This window comes from Vibrio sp. 1402 (genome assembly GCF_033340275.1).
Map to the genome: position 1 here is coordinate 517,265 of NZ_JAWOWE010000003.1, position 23,026 is coordinate 540,290.

Below are 23,026 nucleotides of genomic sequence, written 5' to 3' on the forward strand. Positions count from 1 at the left end.
AGGAAGCAGTAACGTGACAACAATAACCAATGAATCGGTAGTAACCCTTCACTTTACGATTAAAATGAAAGACGGATCGGTTGCAGATAGTACTCATAACATGGGTAAACCAGCGAAGTTTGTTATGGGTGATGGAAGCTTAAGTGAAAACTTTGAGCAATGCTTGATCGGCCTCGAAACAGGCGCACAAAAAGCGATTGAGCTAAAGGCAGAAGACGCGTTTGGTATGCCAAACCCTGATCATATTCACTATATGGATCGCACTAAATTTGTAGGTGATGCAGAAGTGGAAGTTGGTACAATCATGGCCTTCAGTGGCCCTGATGGCATGGAAATCCCGGGCATTATTACAGAGATTGCAGGCGATTCAGTCACTGTGGACTTCAACCATCCTCTAGCGGGACAAGACGTGACTTTCGAAGTTGAAATTTTGTCAGTAGAATAGCGAACCCAATAAAGATAATTTCCATGAGCAATGAAATGAAAATCCTATTAGCTAACCCACGCGGCTTTTGTGCTGGTGTAGACCGTGCGATTAGCATCGTAGAGCGTGCGCTAGAGATGTATCAGCCACCGATTTATGTGCGTCATGAAGTGGTGCATAACCGTTTTGTGGTTGAAGGGCTAAAACAACGTGGTGCTATCTTCGTTGAAGAGCTGCATGAAGTGCCAGACAACAACATTGTGATTTTTTCTGCTCATGGTGTATCGCAGGCGGTTCGTCAGGAAGCCAAGCTGCGTGATTTGACCGTATTTGACGCAACGTGTCCTTTGGTAACCAAAGTGCATATGGAAGTGGCGCGTGCGAGCCGTCGTAATATGGAAGTGGTTCTGATTGGTCACGCAGGTCACCCTGAAGTCGAAGGTACGATGGGGCAATACGCCAGTGAAACCGGTGGTATGTACTTGGTTGAAACTCCAGCCGATGTTGAGAAACTGAAGGCGATTGTGAAAGATCCATCCGATCTTCATTACGTAAGCCAAACGACGCTTTCTGTCGATGAAACTGCCGATGTTATCGAAGAGCTACGCCGCGTGTTCCCAGATATCCAAGGTCCACGTAAAGACGATATCTGTTATGCGACACAAAACCGCCAAGATGCCGTGCGTGAATTAGCTGGTGACGTAGATGTGATGGTTGTGGTGGGTTCTAAAAACTCATCAAACTCTACACGTCTTAAAGAGCTAGCTGAAAAGCTAGGGACACCTGGCTACTTAACCGACTGTCCGGAAGATATCAAACCTGAGTGGTTCGAAGGCAAAACAAAGGTCGGCGTGACTGCGGGAGCATCTGCTCCGGAAGAGCTCGTTAATCAGATTCTAGAGCGAATCAAAGAACTCGTTGGTGCCGAAGCGGTTGATGAAGTACTTGGCCGTGAAGAGAATATGTTCTTTGAAGTACCTAAAGAATTGCAAATCAAGCAAGTGGATTAGTCTCCATTTATCGAATATTCAAAAGGCGACCTGTGGGTCGCCTTTTTTACATCTCTCTTAACTCATTTAGGTAATCACGAATTTGGTCTTTTCCTAAACCATCGATAATCATATCAGACATCTTCGTGATTCTTCGCTCAAGCGATTGAGCAACCTTTTCGCAATGTGCGTACATGTCTTCATCAGAACCATAGGTCGGAAAAGCATCAACTTGCCAGTTTACTCGAACGCCCCCCGCAAGCCACTGAGGAGCGGTTTCTTGATGTAAAGAATCACAGAGAATAATAACGATGTCGGGAAGAAACTGAGTTCGCTCCTCCCATGAATGTGTGTGGATATGCGGAATGGGGAGTTGGTGGTCATCTAAATATTTTTGCACCACTGGGTGCACCTTGCCTGTGGGATGTGAGCCTCCACTGGTGACACTAAAATCCGCTGACAGGATATTGGTTGCGATTGACTCCGCGAGGACGCTTCGTCCAGCGTTGTGCTTACATATGAATAAAACTTTATACATCATCGCCTCGTCTTTTCAGAGCGTCCTATTTATACGCTAGCGGAAACTCAGCGATGATGTGTGAAGTTTTTGTGTTAGTGGCTAATGCCGAGCATCTCTTTGAGCACCTTTAAGTAGCGGCGGCTTACTGGTATCTCAAAGCCTGTTTTGGTGATGATTTCCGCTAACCCATTTTCCAGTAACTTGATTTCGCTAATCGCTTTAATACTGACTAAGTATTGACGATGGCAGCGGACTAGAGGGGTTTTCTCTTCCAACGTTTTTAATGTCAGTTGGGTGCTCGCGGTTTGGCTGGTGGAGCGTACATGCACGCCGCTGATATCACTGTAAGCACATTCCACCGTGTCGGTGGCCATGATAACGATGCGGTTGTGTCCGATGCACGGTATCTGATCCAACGTGTCAGGTGTAATAGCAGACAGTTGTTGCGTTAGGGCGGATTGGCTAATGACTTTGTTTAGTCGTTTTACCGTTTTAGTTAGCCGGCATGGGTCGACAGGTTTGAGCAAGTAATCAAAGGCATTGTCTTCAAATGCTTGAATCGCATACTGATCATAAGCCGTGACAAAAACCACATAAGGCATGGTTTCTGGATCAAGCATCCCAAGTAGTTCAATCCCCGTGACTTGAGGCATTTGGATATCGAGAAACACCACATCAGGCTTAAGTTCATTGATTTTTTTTAGGCCGAGGATTGCGTTTGAGGCATCGCCCACGACCTCAACTTGGCCTGTTTCATCCAGTAACTCTGCTAGCTCTTCACGAGCAAACTGTTCATCATCAATGACGAGTGCGGTTAACATCCAACATTACCTTTATTGCTTCAGCGTGCTTTTATGATTTTGGGGGAATGATAAAGCTCATTTTAGTAAATTGATGTGGCTCGCACGTAATTTTTAGCGCTGCATCACGTCCAAATTGATTAGTGAGACGCTTGTCGACAATTTCTAAACCTAGCCCTGAGTGGTTTTCTTTTGGCGGCTCAAAACTGCCTGCGTTGTCTTCGACGGTAATCAAGTGACCTTGTGGGTGTGCTTCGCTGTATATATGAACTTTACCACCTTCAAGCATGTTTGAAATGCCATGCTTAATGGCATTCTCAACCAAAGGCTGGAGTGTAAAGCTTGGTAATTTGATGTCCAGCAATTCAGGTTGAATATCGATTTCAACCTCTAAGCGGTCCGTAAAACGCGCTTTTTCGATGCTCAAGTACGAGTTCACATGTGCAAGCTCTTCCTTTAGCGTCACGGTATTAATGTTCTGCTTTAAATTGCTGCGGAAGAAGTGCGATAGATTTTGGATTAGCTCGCGCGCTTTGTCAGGGTCACGACGAGTAATCGCACTAATAGTATTGAGTGCATTAAACAAAAAGTGTGGATTCACCTGAGCGTGAAGCAATTTTATTTCTGCTTGGGCGAGTAAGGCTTGTTGTTGTTGGTAATCGCCATAAAGGATTTGGCTAGATAGAAGCTGGGCTATTCCTTCCGCCATCGACATGTTGGCCGTCGAGAACAATTTACGCTTCGGTTCATACAGCTTTATGGTACCAATGACCTCTTTCCCTGCACGCAGTGGGATGATCAGCGCAGATCCGAGCTTGCAATCTTTTGCAATGGAGCATTGGTATGGACGCTCCGCACCATCAAGATAAATGATGTCGTTTTTCTCCATGGAGTCTAATGTGCTTTGCGATGAAATCGGCGTGTTTGGTTTATGGTGATCATCGCCAATGCCCACAAACGCCAAGATCTTTTCTTGGTCAGTAATCGCGACAGCGCCCACTTTGGTTTCTTCGTAAATAATACGTGCGATTTTCTCTGCGTTTTCGGTGTTGAAGCCGTTGCTTAGAATTCCCACTGAGCGATCAGCAATGGTGAGCGCTCGACGCGAAAACGTCGCAGAAAACTTTTCAAAGATTGCTTTTCTGTCTTGCAGGATACTCATGAACAACGCCGCACCAAATGAATTCGCGATGATCATAGGCGCTGCAATAGCGGACACCAGTTCATAGGCTTGATCAAAAGGTTTCGCGACGGCGAGCAGCAAAATCATTTGCACCACTTCTGCAACAAACGTGACGCTGAATACGACGCTTGGATTAAACAGCAATGCGCCTTTATTTCGCTTGATAAGGTAAACGTGGAGCAAGCCACCAATTACGCCCTCGGCGGTGGTTGAAATTGCGCAGGCTAGGTCAGTAAAGCCACCAAGAGAGTATCGATGGATGCCACCAGTAAATCCGACGGCGAAACCTACAACAGGTCCACCAAACAGCCCGCCCATAACTGCGCCGATCGCACGAGTATTGGCAATAGCATCGTTGATGTGCAGACCGAAATAGGTGCCGAGAATACAAAAGCCAGAGAAGAGTACGTAACAAATTAGGCGGTGGCTTAAGCGCGAAGAAATACTCAGCAAAGGTAAGATGATTGGCGTTTTACTTAGCATGTAAGCCAAAACTAAGTACACACACATCTGTTGTAAAAGGGAGATGACCAGTTCCATAGTGAACCTAACCTAGAATCAATGTTGTTATTGTATACCTAAGTAACCTCAAGATGCTTGGCTCAGATAGATAAGAACAGCTAAGTAAATGATGCTGCGCTGTGCTTTCTGAGTCTTAAAGTGACTTGGGTATAAAACAAAAAGAGCCTGCAATTGGCAGGCTCCTATCTTAGTCACTCAGATGTGACGAGTATTACGCTGTTTCTGATACGGCTTGTGGTTTCTCTTCGTCAGCCAGTTCAGTTTCACCTTTACCCTTAGAGGTTTTGATAACGTAACCTGTCACAGCTAGGGCAAACACAATACCTACGATAGTTGATAGTTGCATTGGCAGACCAAAACCTAGCGAGCTGTTGTTTAAGATGAACGTGACACATACCGTGGTCATGAAGATAGCTGGGATAGTGGTAATCCAGTGCAGCTTGTTGTGACGCAGTAGGTAAGCGGACGCAGTCCAAAGCATCATTACCGCTGTTGTTTGGTTTGCAAAACCGAAGTAGCGCCAGATAATGCCGAAGTCTACTTGAGTTAAGATACCGCCGATAACGAACAGTGGAAGTGCCATCAGTAGACGGTTACGTAGCGTTTTTTGTTCCATGTTGAAGTATTCAGCAAGGATCAAGCGGCTTGAACGGAACGCTGTATCGCCAGACGTAATTGGTAGGATAACCACACCCAGGAACGCAAGGATACCACCGAACACACCTAGCAGACCAAATGATGCGCTGTATACCACGTTACCAGGGCCACCGTTTTTCACAGCTTCTGATAGAGCGTCTAGAGAGCCGAAGAAAGACAGAGCGATAGCACACCAAATTAGCGCGATAACACCTTCACCAATCATTGCACCGTAGAATACGAAGCGACCGTTTTTCTCATTTTCCATACAACGCGCCATCAGTGGAGACTGAGTTGCGTGGAAGCCAGAGATAGCGCCACATGCGATAGTGATGAACAATGCAGGCCATAACGGCATGTCATTTGGGTTGAGGTTAGAGAACATGTCCGAAACTTGGAAGTCACCCATTACTGTGTGTTCGCTAGAGAAAGCAACGGCTGTCATTAGGCCAACAGACATAAAGATAAGTAGGGCGCCAAACAGTGGGTAGAAACGACCAATGATTTTATCGACAGGAACAATCGTCGCAATGATGTAGTAAGCAAAGATAGCAATAACCATCGTTGTCATGCTTACACTCAAGCTTGTTTGATCATTGATGAGGTTGGTAATCATGCCAGCAGGGGCTGAAACGAACACTACGCCAACTAGAAGCAATAGGACAATGGCAAAAATATTCATAAAGTGTTTTGCGCCATTACCTAGGTAGCGACCTGTAATGGTAGGTACAGATGCACCGCCGTTACGCACTGAAAGCATGCCTGAGAAGTAATCGTGTACTGCACCAGCAAAAATACAACCGACTACAATCCAAAGCATCGCCGCAGGACCGTATAGTGCCCCCATGATCGGGCCAAAAATTGGACCAACACCTGCGATGTTAAGTAGTTGAACTAGGTAAACTTTCTTTGTTGACATTGGAACGAAGTCAACACCGTCCGATTTGGTGTGAGCTGGCGTTTGGCGTTTTTCATTGATGCCGAAAATCTTCTCGACGAAAGCGCCGTAGATGAAGTATCCGCCGATTAGGGCTGCGACACAGGTTAGAAACCACATCATAGCAATTGTCCTTGGTCTTAGTTGGGTAGGGTAATTTTTTAATCTCAGGATGCATGTTATGCGTCACTTGTGTTAAATGCATTCGGTTAGTAGATGAGTGGTCGAATAGAGCACTGAGTGGTCGATATGCTGCTTGAGCGGTTTTTAAAAATGGCGAAAGGTTGATGACAGTCTTGAGCGGCTGATTTGAGTCATCAGTGGTTAAATCTGCAAGCTCAGCGGCAAGCGCCAATAATTAGTGGTAAGCTTATTTTTGAAAACAATTACTTAAGGAAGAACCATGAAAAAGGTAACGGTAGGTCTGGCACTGGCTTTACTTGCAGGATGCACAGCAACGACAGCAGATCTTGCCAAGTCGGGAGATTGGCATCAGATCGGATATCAAGATGGCATAACCGGACACACATCGCGCACGATGAGCGAGCTTCGTGAGTTGGGTAGTGTTAAGCAAAGTGACTACGACCAAGGTTATTTAGAAGGTTTACGTGAGTACTGTAATCCTGCTTTTGCGTATCAAATGGGGTTATCTGGTCAGTATTACGAAGGGGTTTGTGAAGGTACTGAGCAAGCGCAAAAATTCCGCATGGAATGGCAACGTGGTTGGAATGAATACTCAAATTAATAGTCAATAAAGCCGTTGTTACACTGTCTGCATCACATAAATGTGGCAAAATCTTCCTTATTAAACTATGTTCACATTGCTTGATAGTGAGCACAGAAAAAAAGGAATCACATTATGTCAACGCAAATGGCTGGTGGCTGGAGTCCATTTCATGAACTCACAGCAGAGAATAAAGAAGTATTTGCTAAAGGTATCGAGGGGTTTGTCGGTGTCAAATACTCCCCTTTGGTTGTGGCTACTCAAGTCGTAGCCGGACAAAACTATGCGTTTTTCTGTAATGCAGAAGTTGTCTACCCTGGAGCACAACCATACCCAGCAATGGTTCATATGTTCAGCGACCTTGAAGGTAAAGTCGGTATTACTCACATTGAACGATTGAACTACTAAATTAAGCCATAAAAGGCGCCTGACTTTTAAATAAGTGAGGCGCTTTATTGATTAAGATTGATTCGCTTGATCGATCACGACTTTTCTTAAATATCCTTGTTTGGCTTTCAGTTGCTCAGTCGCGCTTTCTTTATCCAGCCCGGTTAAAATCATCAAAATAGCTAACTTGGCGTCGTAGTCCGTTTCTTTGAGAGCCGTTTTAGCCTCTTGGTTAGTACAATCTGTTGCTTGCATAACAATACGAGCCGCTCTTGCAACTAGATTTGCATTCGTCGCTTTCACATCTACCATTAAGTTCTGATAACTTTTGCCCAGGCGAATCATGCTTGCGGTAGTGAGCATGTTTAGTACGAGTTTTTGTGCCGTCCCTGATTTTAAGCGAGTGGACCCCGTTAACGCTTCAGGTCCAACAACGGGGCTAATCGCAATATCGGCAATATCTGCAATCGGAGAGTCAGGGTTACAAGATAGTGCTACAGTGGTGGCACCAAGCTCGTTCGCATACTCTAAGCCACCAATCACGTAAGGTGTTCGTCCACTTGCCGCAATACCAACGACGACATCGCGTTGTGTTAGCGTATTCTCTTTAAGATCTTGCTCGCCTAATGTAGGGTCGTCCTCCGCCCCTTCTTTTGCACGGAACATTGCCTCTTTTCCACCGGCAATAATACCAACGACCATCTCTGGATCTGTGCCAAAAGTTGGTGGGCATTCTGAAGCGTCCAAAACGCCAAGTCGACCACTGGTACCCGCACCGATGTAAAACAACCGACCTCCGACCTTAAATGCTTCCGTGATCTTATCAACGGCTTCAGCGATCTCAGGCAATACTTTTTCAACGGCAAGAGGAACGAGTTTGTCCTGTTGGTTGATGCGTTGAACAATATCGAGAGAAGGCAGCAAGTCGATGTCCATGGTGTCTGGATTTCGCCCTTCAGATACCAGATGGGATAAAGCTGCGATAAGTGCATCGTTCGTCATAATGAATTAAGCCTTTTTGTTTAGGATCTATTGCCCTTAATTTTTTGAATAGAGTACACCCAGTGAAGCGAGACGACTTGCCCCCGTAACTTCCGGTAAGTTGCTGGGGAGGCCGTGAATATGACGCTGCGCAAGCCAAGCAAACGCCATTGCTTCCATGTAATCGCCATCAACACCTTTTTCTGCCGTTGTCGCAACGCTCCATTGTGGCAATAACTTGGCCAGTCGTTGCATCAAAAGCGGGTTTCTTGCTCCACCGCCACAGACCAATAGTTGAGGTGTGATGCCATGAGAAAACTTGTCGACTTCGTTGGCAATGGTAATTGCAGAATACTCGCAAAGTGTACGTTGTACGTCTTCGATTGGTAACTTGTGATGGACCATTTGTTGATGCAGCCAGTCAATATTGAACAGTTCTCGTCCGGTACTTTTAGGGGCTGGCATGGTGAGGTAAGCTTCTTTGAGTAATTGAGTCAACAAAGTAGCGTTTACCGTTCCTTTAAGTGCAAATTGTGCATCTTCGTCGAAGCTTTGCCCTTTATGCAGCGCACACCATGCGTCCATCAACATATTGCCCGGGCCTGTGTCATAGCCAATGACTGGTTGTTCTGGATGCAGTACAGAGATATTGGCAATGCCTCCAATGTTAAGCACCACAGTTGTGGAATCCTGCATCGCAAAAATGCTTTTATGGAAAGCAGGGACGAGTGGGGCACCTTGTCCACCTAGCGCCATGTCTTTACGACGAAAATCCGCTACCGTATCAATGCCTGTCTTGACCGCGATAATGTTGGCATCGCCCAATTGAGTGGTAAACGGCAAGTTTCCGGTAGGCTGATGGAACACTGTTTGACCGTGATTACCAATCGCACGAATTTGCTCTGCGACGTAACCAGACTTATTGAGCAGCTGTAACACAGCATCTGCAAATAGGTGGCCGAGCTGATGGTCAAGTTCACCTATGGCTTTTAAATTTGTTGCTTGACCGGTACAAACAGATAACAGCATGTCTTTTAGTGCTGCGGGCATTGGGTAGTCGTCGTGCGCAATCAGGCGAACATGCTCATCGCTTATTTCAACTAGAGCGGTATCAACACCATCCATACTCGTTCCAGACATCACACCAATGTATAGTTCGTTAAATTTCATAGCCGATCTCGTCAATTCTTCATTCACTTATTGTAAAGCAAATCTGAAGCGAATAACCTCATCGAATACGAGATATTCAGCCGATTTTGAGGAGAAAACATGGGACCGTTATGGGTTGACGTTGCGGGGTATGAACTGACCGCTGAAGACAAAGAAATCTTGGAGCATCCTACGGTTGGTGGCTTAATTCTATTTGCTCGCAACTATCATGATAGCGAACAGCTTCAAGCACTTACTCAATCCATCCGAAAGGCGGCTAAGCGCCCGTTTTTGATCGGTGTGGATCAAGAAGGCGGCCGAGTGCAGCGCTTTCGTGAAGGTTTCTCATTAATTCCTGCTGCTGATGAGTACGCTAAACATCAAAATGGTGAAGAGCTTGCTCGTATGGGCGGTTGGTTAATGGCAGCAGAGCTGATTGCCCATGATATTGATTTAAGCTTTGCCCCGGTACTTGACCAAGGCCATCAATGTAAAGCGATCGGTAACCGCGCATTCGGTGAAGATGCCGATACCATTCTTCGCTATAGCACTGCATATATGCAGGGAATGAAGAGTGTTGGCATGGCAACGACAGGCAAGCACTTCCCTGGACATGGTGGCGTGATTGCAGACTCACATCTAGAAACACCATACGATGAGCGCAGTGATATTTTTGAACAAGATATGGCGATCTTCAAAGCGCAAATTGATGCCGGTATTTTAGATGCCATGATGCCTGCTCACGTGATTTTCCCACATTATGATGCTCAACCAGCCAGCGGTTCTGAATACTGGTTAAAACAGGTCCTGCGTCAGCAATTGGGTTTTAAAGGTTTGGTTTTTTCGGATGACTTGACCATGGAAGGCGCTGCGATTATGGGCAGCCCAGCCGAGCGAGGTGCTCAAGCATTGAGAGCTGGTTGCGATATGTTGTTAATGTGTAATAAACGAGAAGCGCACGTTGAGGTATTAGACAACTTACCGGTTTCAACCGTGCCACTCGCGGATGGATTACTGAAAAAACAGTCATTTTCTCCAAGCGAACTTAAGCTATCTCAAGAGTGGAAAGCGGCGAGTGAAGCGATGAAACGCTTGACTAGCTAAACCTCTTGTAAAAGATTCAAAACAGCGATGAGAAGCCAAAGTTAATTATACTTTGGCTTTTTATTTAACTGTAAACCTAGGTTTACACTAAATGTTTTTTATTCTGTACGCTTGTTTTTCTTTTTTAGCCTGTTATCTTGTCGTTAAAGCTTAGTTGTCTCACCAAAGGTTTGGTTGGGTGTAAAAATAAATATACAGGTTAGAGTTATGCAGAAAAGTGAGTTGAGCAATATTAATATTATCGAAGAACAGGTTCTTATTACTCCGGAGGAACTAAAAACCAAGCTTCCTTTGAGTGAAAAAGCACGTCGCTTTATTCAAGAGTCTCGTCAAACTATCGCTAATATTATTCACAAGAAGGATCACCGCCTGCTTGTTGTATGCGGTCCATGTTCTATCCACGACGTAGAAGCGGCGAAGGATTACGCAAAGCGACTTAAAGCACTCTCTGAACAACTAAGTGACCAACTGTATATTGTTATGCGTGTTTACTTTGAGAAGCCGCGCACCACGGTCGGCTGGAAAGGCCTGATCAATGACCCACACCTAGACGGCAGTTTCGATATTGAACACGGTCTGCATGTTGGACGCGAACTTCTGGTGGAGTTGGCAGAGATGGAAATCCCGCTCGCGACTGAGGCTCTAGACCCAATTAGCCCACAATACTTGGCGGATACTTTTAGCTGGGCAGCCATCGGTGCTCGTACGACGGAGTCACAAACTCACCGTGAAATGGCAAGCGGCCTGTCTATGCCAATCGGTTTTAAGAATGGCACCGATGGCAGTTTGGCAACCGCAATTAACGCGATGCAAGCTGCGTCCTCTAGCCACCGTTTTATGGGAATTAACCGTGAGGGACAAGTCGCACTGTTGACCACCCAGGGCAATGCTAATGGACATGTGATCTTACGTGGCGGCAAGCAAACTAACTACGATTCGGTATCAGTCACTGAGTGTGAGCAAGAGATGGCGAAATCTGGTCTTGATGCTTCATTAATGGTGGATTGCAGTCACGCCAACTCACGTAAAGATTACCGTCGCCAGCCATTAGTCGCGGAGGATGTGATTCATCAAATCCGTGAAGGCAATAAATCTATTATCGGTCTTATGATTGAAAGCCATATCAATGAAGGAAATCAATCTTCTGACTTAGCTCTTGAAGAGATGAAATACGGTGTATCTATCACTGACGCATGTATCAATTGGGATTCAACTGAGGCACTATTACGTCATGCACATGAAGAGCTAGTGCCTTTCTTAGAAAATCGTCTAAAGGCTAATTAATACAGGATTTAAGGAACATCAATGGCAGTTGAACTTAACGCATTACGCGATCAGATTGATGCAGTCGACAAGCAAATGTTGGAGCTATTGGCTCAGCGTTTAGCGCTCGTAGAGAAAGTTGGGGAAGTAAAAAGCGAACATGGTTTGCCAATTTATGCTCCAGACCGCGAAGCGGCGATGTTAGCTTCTCGTCGCGCTGAAGCTGAAAAAATGGGAATTCCTCCACAGCTTATTGAAGATATTCTGCGTCGAACAATGCGTGAGTCTTATGCCAGCGAGAAAGATTCCGGTTTTAAGTGTTTGAACCCTGATTTACGCTCAGTTGTTATTATTGGTGGTAATGGTCAATTGGGTGGCCTGTTTGGGCGTATGTTCAAATTGTCGGGCTACCAGGTCAAAGTTCTCGGCAGTAAAGACTGGGATCATGCGGATGAGATTCTAGACAACGCGGGTTTAGTCGTGGTCACGGTGCCGATTCATCTAACGGAAGGGGTGATCGAAAAACTGGGGAACTTGCCGCAAGACTGCATTCTGTGTGACCTGACTTCTATCAAGTCGAAGCCTCTGCAAGCAATGTTGAATGTGCACCAAGGTCCTGTGGTTGGTTTGCACCCAATGTTTGGCCCAGATGTTCCGAGCCTTGCCAAGCAGGTTATTGTGTACTGTGATGGCCGTGGTCACGAGCATTACCAATGGCTATTGCAACAGTTTGGGATTTGGGGCGCAAGCTTGTGCCAAATCGATGCACAAGAGCACGATCATGGCATGACGTTGATTCAGGCGCTGCGCCACTTCACGTCGTTTGCTTACGGTATGCACCTTAGCAAAGAGAATCCGAACATCGATCAGTTGTTGAAGTTAAGCTCGCCAATCTACCGCCTTGAATTGGCGATGGTGGGACGACTGTTTGGTCAGGATCCGAACTTGTACGGTGATATCATTTTCTCTTCTCAAGAGAATATCGATATGATCAAGCGATTCCATCAGCGTTTAGGTGATGCGGTAGCGATTCTGGATAGCAGAGACAAAGCGCGATTCATCGAAAGCTTTAAGCAGGTGAGTGATTGGTTTGGTACTTATTCTCAACAATTTATGAATGAGAGCCAAAACTTACTCAAACAGGCGAATGATAATATTCATCGCGGCTAATCACGGGTCATTTAGCCGTGCAGAGTCCGAAACAAAAAGAGCAGCGTAAGCTGCTCTTTTTCGTGTTGATGGACAAATCAGTTCGTCGCAGTATTACTCGTATCTTCACTTGATACTGTGTTGATACTGGTATCGCGATAGGGTGAATTGGTTAAATTGACTTGTAGACGTACAACGTTATCAATCAATTGAACCAAAGGTCCCCATTTCACTTTTTTCTCTTTTTCAAAGACGTCATTGAAGTTTTCTGGCGTCCACTCCATTAAGTATTGAGGGTTGAGTGCTCGTCCGAGGAAGCGTACTTCATAGTGCAAGTGTGGCCCTGTGGAGTTGCCAGAGTTACCGCATTGAGCAATGATGTCGCCTTTACTAACAAACTGACCGCTTTTCACTTTGAAGCGTTGTAGATGAGCAAAGGAGCTCATAAAGCCAAATGAGTGACGAATGGTGACATAGTTACCATAACCACGATTGCTCGGGCGAACGGTTTCCACCACACCGTCAGCCGGTGCCAGGATCTCTTCTCCTCTTTTACAAGTCAGATCGATACCAGTATGAACATGCCTCTTACCTGAAATCGGATTAATACGACTGCCGTAAGAAGAAGAAATACGTTGGTATGTGACTGGACTGTCATTTGGTATCAAACGGAACATCGTCGCTCGAACAGCAGAATCGATAGCGGCTGCGTCAATTCGCTCCTCTAACCCCATGCTGTTCTCATCGATCATCAACTCTTCGTCTGCGAGACCTAAAACCGATTCAACGTCGAATACCCGTTTGCCCAATAGCTGAATTTGATTGTTTTTGTCCGTCAAAGACTGGGAAAGCGAATGATTGGTATCAAGCTGTTCTTCGTAAAGAGCCGTCACTTCGGCCTTTTCACTTTCCAGTTTGGCGATGATTTGTGTTAGTTCGTCTTTATTGTGCATCTGCTGCTGATTAAGGTACCACGCGCCACCAACGACGGCGGGTAATGCCAATACTGAAGCAAATACTGCTAGGACCGAACTGCGGCCCAAATAGAACTGCTGATCGCCGTCTTTCGTCGGGATCTGCATGATGATTTTTTTAGACATAGTTATTGTTACTTAAATAGGCGTTCATTTATTTTTCTCCTAAAAACCAGAGAGGTGCTCTAACTCTCGATTCAGAAGGTCGTTATTGCCTACATTCAATTCTATAAATCGTTTTAGTTGGCTAATGCTTTCGATGTCTACCTTAGCGATCTTCAACCTAATCTCACACTTAGAAACATTCACAATTTGCGCTTTTAACGTAATCACTTGTTCGGATTGATCAAATGAAAAAGTCACATGGACTGGAAGGGTTGGATCCAAAGCCTCAGTCTCTTCCACTTTCATGAGTAAACCATGCAAGGAAAGATCTTGAATCCTAGCTTCAATTGCCAAATCACGTTGTTCTATCTTAGCTGGAGCTTGATGGAGAATACGTGAAAAGCGTCGTCTCTCTGTCATATGAATATTCTCGTCAGGTCGTCAAACAGAATTGAATAGTATATCAATACGAACAAAAAGTGTTCGATTGTTGTTTGAAAAGTGTCGAGGTCGCTACAGAGTGACGTAAGTGCAACGTCATGTTCTTAACGAACGAGACGGGCTAATGAGCTCTTTTTATAACAAAGAAAACAAAGGCCGCTATGATAGCGGCCTTTGTACAAATTACAATCAAACTTTGTGGGTTGCGATTACTTCGCAATACGCTTGTATTTGATACGGTGTGGTTCTGCGGCTTCAGGACCCAATGTTTTCTTCAACCAATCCATGTACTCTGTGTAGTTACCTTCGTAGAAGTTAACTTGGCCTTCGTCACGGTAGTCAATGATGTGGGTCGCGATACGGTCAAGGAACCAACGGTCGTGCGAGATAACCATTGCACAACCAGGGAACTCTAGTAATGCTTCTTCTAGAGCACGCAGTGTTTCAACGTCAAGGTCGTTGGTTGGTTCGTCGAGTAGCAACACGTTGCCGCCCGCTTTAAGAAGCTTCGCAAGGTGGACTCGGTTACGCTCACCACCCGATAGTTCACCAATAATCTTTTGTTGGTCACTGCCTTTAAAGTTAAAGCGTGAACAGTATGCACGAGCTGGGATTTCGAAGTTGTTGATCTTAATGATATCAGCACCTTCAGAGATCTCTTGGAATACGGTTTTAGAATCGTCCATGCTGTCACGGAACTGATCGACAGATGCTAGTTTTACTGTATCGCCCATCTCAATTGTGCCCGAGTCTGGTTGTTCAGTACCACTTAACATCTTGAATAGCGTCGATTTACCTGCGCCGTTCGCACCGATGATACCAACAATCGCACCTTTAGGGATGCTGAATGACAGGTCATCAATCAGAACACGACCGTCAAATGACTTAGTCAGGTTCTTCACTTCAATAACCTTATCACCTAGACGCTCACCAGGTGGGATAAACAGTTCATTGGTTTCATTACGTTTTTGGTGATCAGAGCTTTGCAGTTCTTCAAAGCGAGCCATACGTGCTTTTGACTTCGCTTGACGACCTTTAGGGTTTTTACGTACCCACTCAAGCTCTTTCTCGATAGTCTTTTGGCGAGCACTCTCTTGGGAGGCTTCTTGTTGTAGACGAGCGTCTTTTTGCTCCAGCCATGAGGTGTAGTTGCCTTCCCATGGGATACCTTCACCACGGTCCAGTTCTAAGATCCAGCCCGCAGCGTTATCTAGGAAGTAACGGTCGTGGGTGATGGCTACTACGGTACCTGTGTAATCCACTAAGAAGCGCTCTAGCCAAGCCACTGATTCTGCATCTAGGTGGTTGGTAGGTTCATCAAGCAATAGCATGTCTGGCTTAGAAAGTAGCAAGCGACAAATAGCCACACGGCGGCGTTCACCACCTGATAGGTGCGCAATTTTTTGGTCCCATTCAGGTAAACGAAGTGCGTTTGCCGCACGCTCAAGCGCATTTTCTAGGTTATGACCATCTTTCGCTTGGATAAGGGCTTCTAGCTCGCCTTGCTCTTTTGCAAGTGCGTCGAAGTCTGCATCTGGTTCAGCGTATGCTGCGTAGACTGCGTCCAAACGTTTCAGAGCGTCAGCAACGTCAGCAACCGCTTCTTCAACAACTTCACGAACGGTTTTTGATTCGTCTAATACTGGTTCCTGAGGTAGGTAACCTACGTTTAGACCAGGTTGTGGACGCGCTTCACCGTCGATATCCGTGTCGATACCTGCCATGATACGTAGCAGTGTGGATTTACCTGCACCGTTCAGACCTAAAACACCGATTTTCGCACCAGGGAAGAAGCTCAGAGAGATGTCTTTAAGAATTTGACGCTTAGGTGGCACAATTTTGCTCACCCGCGACATGGTATATACGTATTCAGCCATTGCCGATCGTTCCTAAATTAACTGTCATTCAAACCCATCATTTTATACCAAGTGCTTTGTTTTTGTTACCGCATTGCAAGAATTTCCCTAACGAATGGATTTCTTATTTTGAGCTGACCGGAAACTTACACGGTTAGGGTATACACTTTTGTTATTCGTTAAGAATGACGAAGTGTTTTCTATGCGAGTTAGAAACGCTTTGTCTCCATCGTCTTAAAAGTTTGACGAGTACAATTTTTAATACACTAAGTTGCTTTACATGGACATCTGCATTCTGTGTAAATAGATGCATGTGTGAAAATTGCCTTAACATCACATGAACTCTAACAAAACTAGGCTTTAGGGCAGTATATGTCTGGGGAAAATGACACAAATGAGATTCAACGTATCTGAATTGGCTAAAAACGTATGCTGCGCCGCCGCGTTGTGTGCTATGAGTTTGAGTGCTAATGCCGCGCTGAGTTTGGAAAAGCAGCGCGAAGTATATGAGCAAGCTCAAGATTTATTAGATAAAAATGACATCGACGGATACCTTTCGATTCGTCCTAAAATTTCTGACTATCCACTAACGCCTTATGTGGATTACCGCACTTTTATTAGACAGTTACCGGAAAAGTCACCACAACAGGTGAACGAGTTTATTTCTGAGCACGAGTCTTTTCCATTTTCTCGTCGAGTTCGCGCTCCATACCTCAATCATCTTTATAAGCAAAAAGATTGGAAAACCATTACTGAGTTTCAAAAAGTCATTCCTAGTGGTGAGCGTTACCAATGTATTTTCTACGTAGCTCAATTAAAGCAAGGCAAGAAAGTCGCGGCGTTTAAAGGGGCTGAACATATGTGGTTACGTGGCATCAGCATTGCTGATGAGTGTGACCCATTATTTGAAGCATGGGACAAGGCGGGTGAGCGTACCGATGAACTGATTCTACAGCGTATGTTACTGGCGTTTGATGCTCGTAATGGCGGTTTGATGAGTTACTTGCTCAAACTGCCTAAATCAGCGCAGGCAAAGCAACAAGCCAAAGAAATGAAAGCGTTGTTTGATAATCCTTCAAGTGTTGGGGAATTCGCGAAGAAAAAACCTGCGAATGATTTTAATCGAGCGCAAAGTGAATATGCGTTAGAAAAGTTGGCTCGCATGAACACTAGCCAAGCACAAGGTGCGTACGATGCCGTCATTAAAGGACAGAAGTTTTCTCCAGAAAAAGCGCAAGAACTTGCCGACTATATTGCATTTCGATTGACTCGTACGGAGTCTGAGTCATTAGCTAAATGGCGCGATGATAAAACGAAAACCAGTCAGTACTTACCGTTGATTGAAACGCGCATCCGCTTAGCGATTCAAAATGCAGATTGGAAAGGCGTACAAGAGTGGATTGCTGTTCTAAATAAAGAAGAACAAGCCACGCTACGCTGGCAATATTGGCTTGGAAGAAGTGAAATAGCGTTAGGTGATGACATCGCGGGGAAACAGCGTTTAGCAACTCTGCTTGGGCAACGAAACTTCTACAGTGTGGCTGCCGCCAATGCAATCGGGCAATCAATCAAATACCCAACGCATACGGTTAAGTTGGACAAGAAAGTTGTTCAACCCTATCAAGACTCGCTAGCTCGTATCGAAGAGTTGATCGCGACGGATAAAATCGCAGCAGCGAAGAGTGAATGGGCACACTTACTGCGCCGCGTAGGAAAAGATGAAAAGGCGATGTTGGCGGCTTATGCATCATTTAAACGTTGGCATAACCTAACGGTGACCGCGAGTATTCAAGCGCAGATGTGGGATAATATCGAACTTAGGTTCCCAATAGCACACCGCTGGTGGTTTAACTTTTATGCGAAAAAGCACAACATTGATCCCGTCACGATGATGTCTCTCGCTCGACAGGAAAGTGCGTTAGATGTTGAAGCCCGCTCTCCAGTTGGCGCTCGTGGTCTTATGCAGATCATGCCTGCGACGGCGAAGTACACGGCACGTAAATATAAGTTGAGTTATCAAGGTACGCAGGACCTCTACAATGTAGGAAAAAATATCGAAATTGGTAGCCATTATTTGCAAGGTTTATTAGAGGATTACGATAATAATCGTATTTTTGCTCTTGCTGCTTATAATGCAGGTCCTAACAGAGTAAAAACGTGGCGAGAGCGTACCCAAGGAAAAGTGGATGCTTATGCCTTTATTGAGGCAATTCCATTTAAAGAGACGCGCGGTTATGTACAAAACATCTTGATGTTTGAAACATACTATCGTGATCTTTTGGGTATCGATGGCGCGTTCTTGAATCAACATGAGATCAATACCAAGTATTGAGTGAGGTAACTTGATGTCGCACGAACCCGAGTACAAAGACTGGCAACAGATTATTGAGCTAATTCGAACAAGTATGGGCACCCAGCAAGATGACATGCTGTTAACTATGCTGATGTCACGTGATGAGAGAGAGTCATTAATATCACGCGTTAATATAATTAACGAACTTCTTAAAGGAGAATTATCTCAACGTCAGATCAGTCAGATGCTTGGTGTGGGCATTGCCACCATTACTCGTGGCTCTAACGAACTAAAGTCGAAATCTGATGAAGAAAAAGACAAGTTGAAAGTCTTGTTAGAACAAGTTGCAGTATCTAAGTAGACAGTATATCCAATTTGCTTTTAGGCCTTGGTGTTACAAGTGACTAAGATTACATATTACAAAGGGCGGAAATATCCGCCCTTTTTGCGTATCTAGAGACTAGGCTGAGTGTTATAAATTTGAAGGAAAGTGCTCAGGGTTTGTGAATGGAATTAAAGCCAGAATCAAGGCTTGGTGATAGACCGAGCTTCGAGTTAGCTGGTTTTGGGTTAGCAGGCTAATAGCGCCACCTTTCTGTTTGATGTTATCAGTACCAAACACTTCGTCCATTACATCTCCCAATTCATTCGCATCCTTGAGTTTTTCCAAGACTTTTGGCGGCAACATTAAGCTTGCAGAACGAGATTCACCGCGGTGAGTCTCTGATTCAACCACCATCCAAGCAAACGTCACGTTTGCTTCAATTCCCGCTTCGAGACCGACATAGTAATCCGCGTTTGGCATCTCTACTTTTGCGTTTTTAACGCGGTTTAGCGCACCACGATGAGTTTCTTCATTCGTCATGGGCTGATCTGCGACCTCACTCGGTACACTGATGCCAACGAAGTTGAACTCTTGATGCGGAAATGCATTACGAAATGCACTTTGAACTGCATTAATTTTGGCTGGGTTTAGCGATGCGATTACGACTTTTTGGGTTGCCATGATCTTTTTACTCACTGGTGTCTATTAACTCAATTTTACTTGCGTAGGCTTTACGTTCTCACTCGGGTAACAGCCTAATACTTTCAAGTGCTTAGTGATTTTTGTTAGCTCTTCAAGTGCCTGTTGCATTTCTGTCGAAGCAAGATGTGATGTCAAGTCTACGTAGAACATCTCCTCCCACGGGTTCCCCATAATTGGGCGTGATTCTAGCTTGGTCATATTGATGCCGTAACGTTGCAGCACTAATAGTGTTTCAACCAATGAGCCTGCCTCTTGGGAGGTCGACATGATCAATGTGGTTTTTGCTGGAATCTGAGTAGAAACTTCAACCGGTTTACGAGCAACCACGATAAAGCGAGTATGATTTTCGGTTTGGTTTGCGATGTTGCCTTGAATTGCTTGCAAGCCATATAGCTTACCGCTTGATGCATTACCAATTGCAGCTACATCATCACGATCCATCTCTTGGACTTTCTGCATTGCATCTGCTGTGCTCGCGCAGGACTCCAGCTTTACCCCTTTCATACGGCTTAAAAACTCACTGCACTGTTGGTGTGGCTGAGGGTGAGAATACAGCGTTTTAATATCTTCCAGACGAATGTCTTTTTTCGCAACCAAGCAGTGTTCGATTGGTTGAGTTAGCTCTCCAACGATGTAAAGCGTCGTGTGTTGTAGTAAGTCATACACTTCATTAATAGAGCCTGAGCTGGTGTTTTCGATTGGCAGAACGCCATAATCAGCATGGCCAGATTCAACCGTTTGAGTCACTTCTTTAAAGTGCTCGCAGTTGAGCTCGATAAGCTCCGTATTTTTACGACTGAAGTATTCACGACTTGCCAAGTGCGAATAAGAGCCTTTGGCTCCTAAAAAAGCGACGCGAGCAAGTGGCTTACGGCTTTGCTGTGGGTTAACGAGATTTTGCAGATAACTTTGTTGAAGCAGAACTGAGTCTTCAATGATGGTATGGAAAAGTTTGGTGATGTACTGCGCGTCAAGTTCGTATTTATCTTGGCCATTAGAAATCAGCTTGACCAATAATTGCTGTTCACGGACGGCGTCGCGAACAGGCTTTGAGGTTTGTACTTTGCTTTTGGCTACTTCAATGCTGAGTTTACGGCGCTCAGACAATAAGCAGAGAAGTTGGTCATCCAACTCATTCAAGCGTAAACGAATTTCTTCGAGGGAAATAGGTTGGTCAGTCATCAATTCTTTCCTTATAAAAAAGCCTCCCGATTTGGGAGGCTTTCTGTTTGTTTTTGACTTTTCTTTCACAAACGAGTTCGCCCCTCCAACTATGGGAGGAAAAAGAAGTCAAAAATAAACAGTGAGGTTAAATGCATAAATAGTGCTTAATTTATGAGTGTTTAAACACAATAAGCAAGGCTGGGGAGAGCGTCAAGCAAAAAAATAGCGCCTTTCGGCGCTATTTCCTCAATCTGTTCAGTTTACTCTTCTTCTTCCACTAGCTCAGGCTTACTTGCACGTCGAGCTTCAGGTTTGTGGGTCAGCTTGTTCAATTGTCGTTCTAGTTTTTGCTCCACTTCGTTGATAGCTGCGTAAAGATCTTCGTGAGTTGCTGAGGCAATGAGCTGGCCTTTAGGAACTTTGATAACCGCTTCGAATTTCTTCTGTTTGTTTGGTTCCTCACTGAAAGTTGCTTGGCAACCAATTAGGTCTACTTGCCATTTCTCCAGTTTTTTAAATTTGCTCTCAATATGAGCTCGGATTGCAGAGGTGATTTCGATGTTTTTGCCAGTGATATTCATTGTCATAAGTGTTTTTCCTCTGTTGCATCCCTCATGGGTTGAGTTCAGATTACCGCTTTAAGCATAAAAAAATGTGATTCAGATCATTATTTTGCTCGGGTTTTTTATGATGAAAAATGAATGTGATCTCACTCAAGAACTTCTGAGATTTATCGTGAAATTGCTTGTTATCGGTTAGTAAATCCGTAGATTGGATAGAGTACTTAGCTGAAAACGGCCTCGTTTTTAGGGAAGTTTTACGGCCTAATATTTGAGGTGGTTAAAATTTAACTACACGTAAGGTGTGATGACGATCACTGAGTCTCTCCAATGAATCCATTTAAAAAGCCGCTTACTGTACAAGCGGCTTTTTACTGCCTGGCATTTGGCTGACTTTTCGTAGCGGTATCATGAAAATGGGGTCTTTTGGGGCTAGTGAAACCCTTTCTAGACTTTTGACTTGGTCCAAACTTTCTAGTTGTTTGTATATTATGTAGTAGCGATTAATGCTTGTGACGTACCCAACCGTTGAGCTTAAACTTTTCCGCATAACGACTTCCACGTTATTAAACCAAACATTAGGATCGTAACCTTGTTGGGCTGCACGCTTACGAATACGCTCTACATTGCCGGGGCCCGCATTGTAAGCCGCCAATGTAAAGTAGAGTTTATTTTGTGCAGTAATATCAGGATCACTGAAGTACTGCTTACGCAAAAAAGCTAAGTATTTCACTCCAGCATGAATGTTGTTTTCTAATTGTCGAACATTTTTGATATTGATATTCGGATCTTGAGCGGTGCTGGGTAGGACTTGCATTATGCCAACGGCACCTCGGCTTCCAACTAGGTCGTTATTAAATCCTGATTCCTTGTAAGCGATTGCAGCGATCAGTAAATAGTCGATATCGTATTTCTCACCATAGCGTGAAAATAGCGCTGCGAGTTTTTCTAGTTGAGCAATTTTCTTAGGGTTAAGAGCTCTGTTCAACCATCCCGTGTTATCGATGTATTTACCGTAAATAACGTTACCGAGTAGTGTCCCAGAGCGAGACTTCTGGATGAACTTATTCACGACGGCTTTTAATTTGGGACTATTTTCTCGCATTGCCCAAGCAATTTTGCCATTTTTGCGGATAGGGATTTTTTTGTGAACCCGAATATCATCCATCACTTTCAGCCAAAGCTTGGCTTTATGGCTATCGAGAACAATGGCTTTGACGTAACCATTGTTGAGCATTCCGACCAGCTCATAATCTTGAAGTGTTTCTTCAATAAAGTGCACGATAACAGGCGGTAAGCCTTTTTTGTTTAGTTTCTTATTTAGTGTCTGAATGCTTTCAAAGTAGCTAGAACTGGCGCGCACCCAAATCTCTTTGCCGCTCAATTGTTCGATTTTCGTCATCGCTGGTGTGCTTTTGTTTGTCACTACCCACTCTTGAATACCAGTGAGGATGGGTGAACTGAACTCCACTTTCTGTTTGCGCGTGTCGGTAATAGTCAGGTTGGCGACAACTAAGTCACCTGAACCGTTTTCTAAGGCTGGCAGTAGCTGGTCGCGGGCAACAGGAATAATTTGTACGTTAAGCTTTGGTTTGAGTTTACGAAGGTCTTTTTCGAAATGCGCCAGCAATTCCGCGCCTATGCCTTTTGGTGTGCCGCCCTCAATGTAGTAAAAGCCTAAATCAGCAGAAACTAAGACGCGCAGTACATTCTTCTCCTTGATGACATCGAGGTCTCCGGTATAAGGAGGCTGTTTGAGCGGCGAGATTTGCAGTGCGCAAACGGAAGCAGACAATAGGAGCAGCATAACTGCGCAAAGCTTAGATATCGTCACGTTC

Annotated in this window: 22 protein-coding genes and 1 other annotated feature; of the genes, 9 read left to right on the forward strand and 13 right to left on the reverse strand. The window is 44.8% G+C overall.

Features of this window, described 5'->3' with window-relative positions; genetic code table 11:
- The first annotated feature begins 13 nt into the window (after window positions 1–13).
- Window positions 14–445, forward strand: a complete 432-nt coding sequence (fkpB, locus tag R7044_RS08720) for an FKBP-type peptidyl-prolyl cis-trans isomerase (RefSeq protein ID WP_005381922.1) — start codon at window positions 14–16, stop codon at window positions 443–445.
- A 23-nt stretch (window positions 446–468) separates the two neighbouring features.
- Complete coding sequence (gene ispH, locus R7044_RS08725; RefSeq protein WP_017636164.1) at window positions 469–1,434, forward strand: 4-hydroxy-3-methylbut-2-enyl diphosphate reductase; 966 nt, start codon at window positions 469–471, stop codon at window positions 1,432–1,434.
- 46 nt (window positions 1,435–1,480) lie between these two features.
- Here the strand turns inward: ispH and R7044_RS08730 are convergent, their stop codons facing one another.
- The 4 genes from R7044_RS08730 to R7044_RS08745 all read right to left on the reverse strand — a co-directional run bounded on the left by R7044_RS08730 (window position 1,481) and on the right by R7044_RS08745 (window position 6,134).
- On the reverse strand, window positions 1,481–1,954 hold the full coding sequence (locus R7044_RS08730; protein ID WP_064377040.1) for a low molecular weight phosphatase family protein: 474 nt from the start codon (window positions 1,952–1,954) through the stop codon (window positions 1,481–1,483).
- Window positions 1,955–2,025: 71 nt separating this feature from the next.
- Window positions 2,026–2,754, reverse strand: coding sequence for a two-component system response regulator BtsR (gene btsR, locus R7044_RS08735; RefSeq protein ID WP_005381917.1), 729 nt, complete (start codon window positions 2,752–2,754; stop codon window positions 2,026–2,028).
- A 31-nt stretch (window positions 2,755–2,785) separates the two neighbouring features.
- The gene (locus tag R7044_RS08740; RefSeq protein ID WP_005381915.1) at window positions 2,786–4,456 is read right to left on the reverse strand and encodes a sensor histidine kinase; all 1,671 of its coding nucleotides are present in this window, start codon (window positions 4,454–4,456) and stop codon (window positions 2,786–2,788) included.
- A gap of 193 nt (window positions 4,457–4,649) precedes the next feature.
- Window positions 4,650–6,134 (reverse strand): carbon starvation protein A, encoded by a 1,485-nt coding sequence (locus R7044_RS08745; protein WP_005381914.1) that lies wholly within the window; start codon window positions 6,132–6,134, stop codon window positions 4,650–4,652.
- Window positions 6,135–6,414: 280 nt separating this feature from the next.
- Between R7044_RS08745 and R7044_RS08750 the strand changes: the two genes are divergently transcribed.
- Window positions 6,415–6,756 carry a DUF2799 domain-containing protein gene (locus R7044_RS08750; RefSeq protein ID WP_005381912.1) on the forward strand — a complete coding sequence of 114 codons (342 nt, stop codon included), beginning with the start codon at window positions 6,415–6,417 and terminating at the stop codon, window positions 6,754–6,756.
- A 114-nt stretch (window positions 6,757–6,870) separates the two neighbouring features.
- Window positions 6,871–7,143, forward strand: a complete 273-nt coding sequence (locus tag R7044_RS08755) for a hypothetical protein (RefSeq protein WP_005381911.1) — start codon at window positions 6,871–6,873, stop codon at window positions 7,141–7,143.
- Between the two features lie 51 nt (window positions 7,144–7,194).
- On the opposite strand, the gene murQ is transcribed toward R7044_RS08755, so the two are convergent.
- Together murQ and R7044_RS08765 are read right to left on the reverse strand one after the other, a co-directional pair.
- Window positions 7,195–8,124 (reverse strand): N-acetylmuramic acid 6-phosphate etherase, encoded by a 930-nt coding sequence (murQ, locus tag R7044_RS08760; RefSeq protein ID WP_225455471.1) that lies wholly within the window; start codon window positions 8,122–8,124, stop codon window positions 7,195–7,197.
- Between the two features lie 36 nt (window positions 8,125–8,160).
- Window positions 8,161–9,273, reverse strand: coding sequence for an anhydro-N-acetylmuramic acid kinase (locus R7044_RS08765; protein ID WP_064377041.1), 1,113 nt, complete (start codon window positions 9,271–9,273; stop codon window positions 8,161–8,163).
- 99 nt (window positions 9,274–9,372) lie between these two features.
- On the opposite strand from R7044_RS08765, the gene nagZ reads away from it, so the two are divergent.
- The 3 genes from nagZ (at window position 9,373) to tyrA (ending at window position 12,789) form a co-directional block, all read left to right on the forward strand.
- Entirely contained in the window at window positions 9,373–10,356 is a 984-nt protein-coding gene (gene nagZ / locus R7044_RS08770; RefSeq protein WP_005381905.1) for a beta-N-acetylhexosaminidase, read from the forward strand.
- A 207-nt stretch (window positions 10,357–10,563) separates the two neighbouring features.
- The gene (locus tag R7044_RS08775) at window positions 10,564–11,640 is read left to right on the forward strand and encodes a 3-deoxy-7-phosphoheptulonate synthase (RefSeq protein WP_005381904.1); all 1,077 of its coding nucleotides are present in this window, start codon (window positions 10,564–10,566) and stop codon (window positions 11,638–11,640) included.
- A gap of 21 nt (window positions 11,641–11,661) precedes the next feature.
- A complete protein-coding gene (tyrA, locus tag R7044_RS08780; RefSeq protein WP_005381901.1) occupies window positions 11,662–12,789 on the forward strand; it encodes a bifunctional chorismate mutase/prephenate dehydrogenase in 1,128 nt (375 codons plus the stop codon).
- A 77-nt stretch (window positions 12,790–12,866) separates the two neighbouring features.
- Here the strand turns inward: tyrA and R7044_RS08785 are convergent, their stop codons facing one another.
- The 3 genes from R7044_RS08785 to ettA all read right to left on the reverse strand — a co-directional run bounded on the left by R7044_RS08785 (window position 12,867) and on the right by ettA (window position 16,165).
- On the reverse strand, window positions 12,867–13,868 hold the full coding sequence (locus R7044_RS08785; protein ID WP_005381900.1) for a M23 family metallopeptidase: 1,002 nt from the start codon (window positions 13,866–13,868) through the stop codon (window positions 12,867–12,869).
- A gap of 39 nt (window positions 13,869–13,907) precedes the next feature.
- Complete coding sequence (locus R7044_RS08790; protein ID WP_031781006.1) at window positions 13,908–14,267, reverse strand: PilZ domain-containing protein; 360 nt, start codon at window positions 14,265–14,267, stop codon at window positions 13,908–13,910.
- A 230-nt stretch (window positions 14,268–14,497) separates the two neighbouring features.
- The gene (gene ettA, locus R7044_RS08795; RefSeq protein WP_005381894.1) at window positions 14,498–16,165 is read right to left on the reverse strand and encodes an energy-dependent translational throttle protein EttA; all 1,668 of its coding nucleotides are present in this window, start codon (window positions 16,163–16,165) and stop codon (window positions 14,498–14,500) included.
- Window positions 16,166–16,529: 364 nt separating this feature from the next.
- Between ettA and sltY the strand changes: the two genes are divergently transcribed.
- Window positions 16,530–18,476: a murein transglycosylase gene (gene sltY, locus R7044_RS08800; protein ID WP_373921413.1), complete on the forward strand. Its 1,947-nt coding sequence runs from the start codon at window positions 16,530–16,532 to the stop codon at window positions 18,474–18,476.
- Window positions 18,477–18,489: 13 nt separating this feature from the next.
- Window positions 18,490–18,798, forward strand: coding sequence for a trp operon repressor (gene trpR, locus R7044_RS08805; protein ID WP_005381892.1), 309 nt, complete (start codon window positions 18,490–18,492; stop codon window positions 18,796–18,798).
- 111 nt (window positions 18,799–18,909) lie between these two features.
- Here trpR and yjjX read toward each other — a convergent pair whose 3' ends face one another.
- The 4 genes from yjjX to R7044_RS08825 form a co-directional block, all read right to left on the reverse strand.
- Complete coding sequence (yjjX, locus tag R7044_RS08810; RefSeq protein WP_005381891.1) at window positions 18,910–19,443, reverse strand: inosine/xanthosine triphosphatase; 534 nt, start codon at window positions 19,441–19,443, stop codon at window positions 18,910–18,912.
- A 24-nt stretch (window positions 19,444–19,467) separates the two neighbouring features.
- On the reverse strand, window positions 19,468–20,646 hold the full coding sequence (gene pheA / locus R7044_RS08815) for a prephenate dehydratase (protein WP_225455472.1): 1,179 nt from the start codon (window positions 20,644–20,646) through the stop codon (window positions 19,468–19,470).
- A gap of 12 nt (window positions 20,647–20,658) precedes the next feature.
- Window positions 20,659–20,780 (reverse strand) — a sequence feature (Phe leader region).
- A 108-nt stretch (window positions 20,781–20,888) separates the two neighbouring features.
- Window positions 20,889–21,215, reverse strand: a complete 327-nt coding sequence (hpf, locus tag R7044_RS08820; protein ID WP_005381889.1) for a ribosome hibernation-promoting factor, HPF/YfiA family — start codon at window positions 21,213–21,215, stop codon at window positions 20,889–20,891.
- 325 nt (window positions 21,216–21,540) lie between these two features.
- A complete protein-coding gene (locus R7044_RS08825) occupies window positions 21,541–23,022 on the reverse strand; it encodes a lytic transglycosylase F (protein ID WP_309474132.1) in 1,482 nt (493 codons plus the stop codon).
- Window positions 23,023–23,026: the final 4 nt, after the last annotated feature.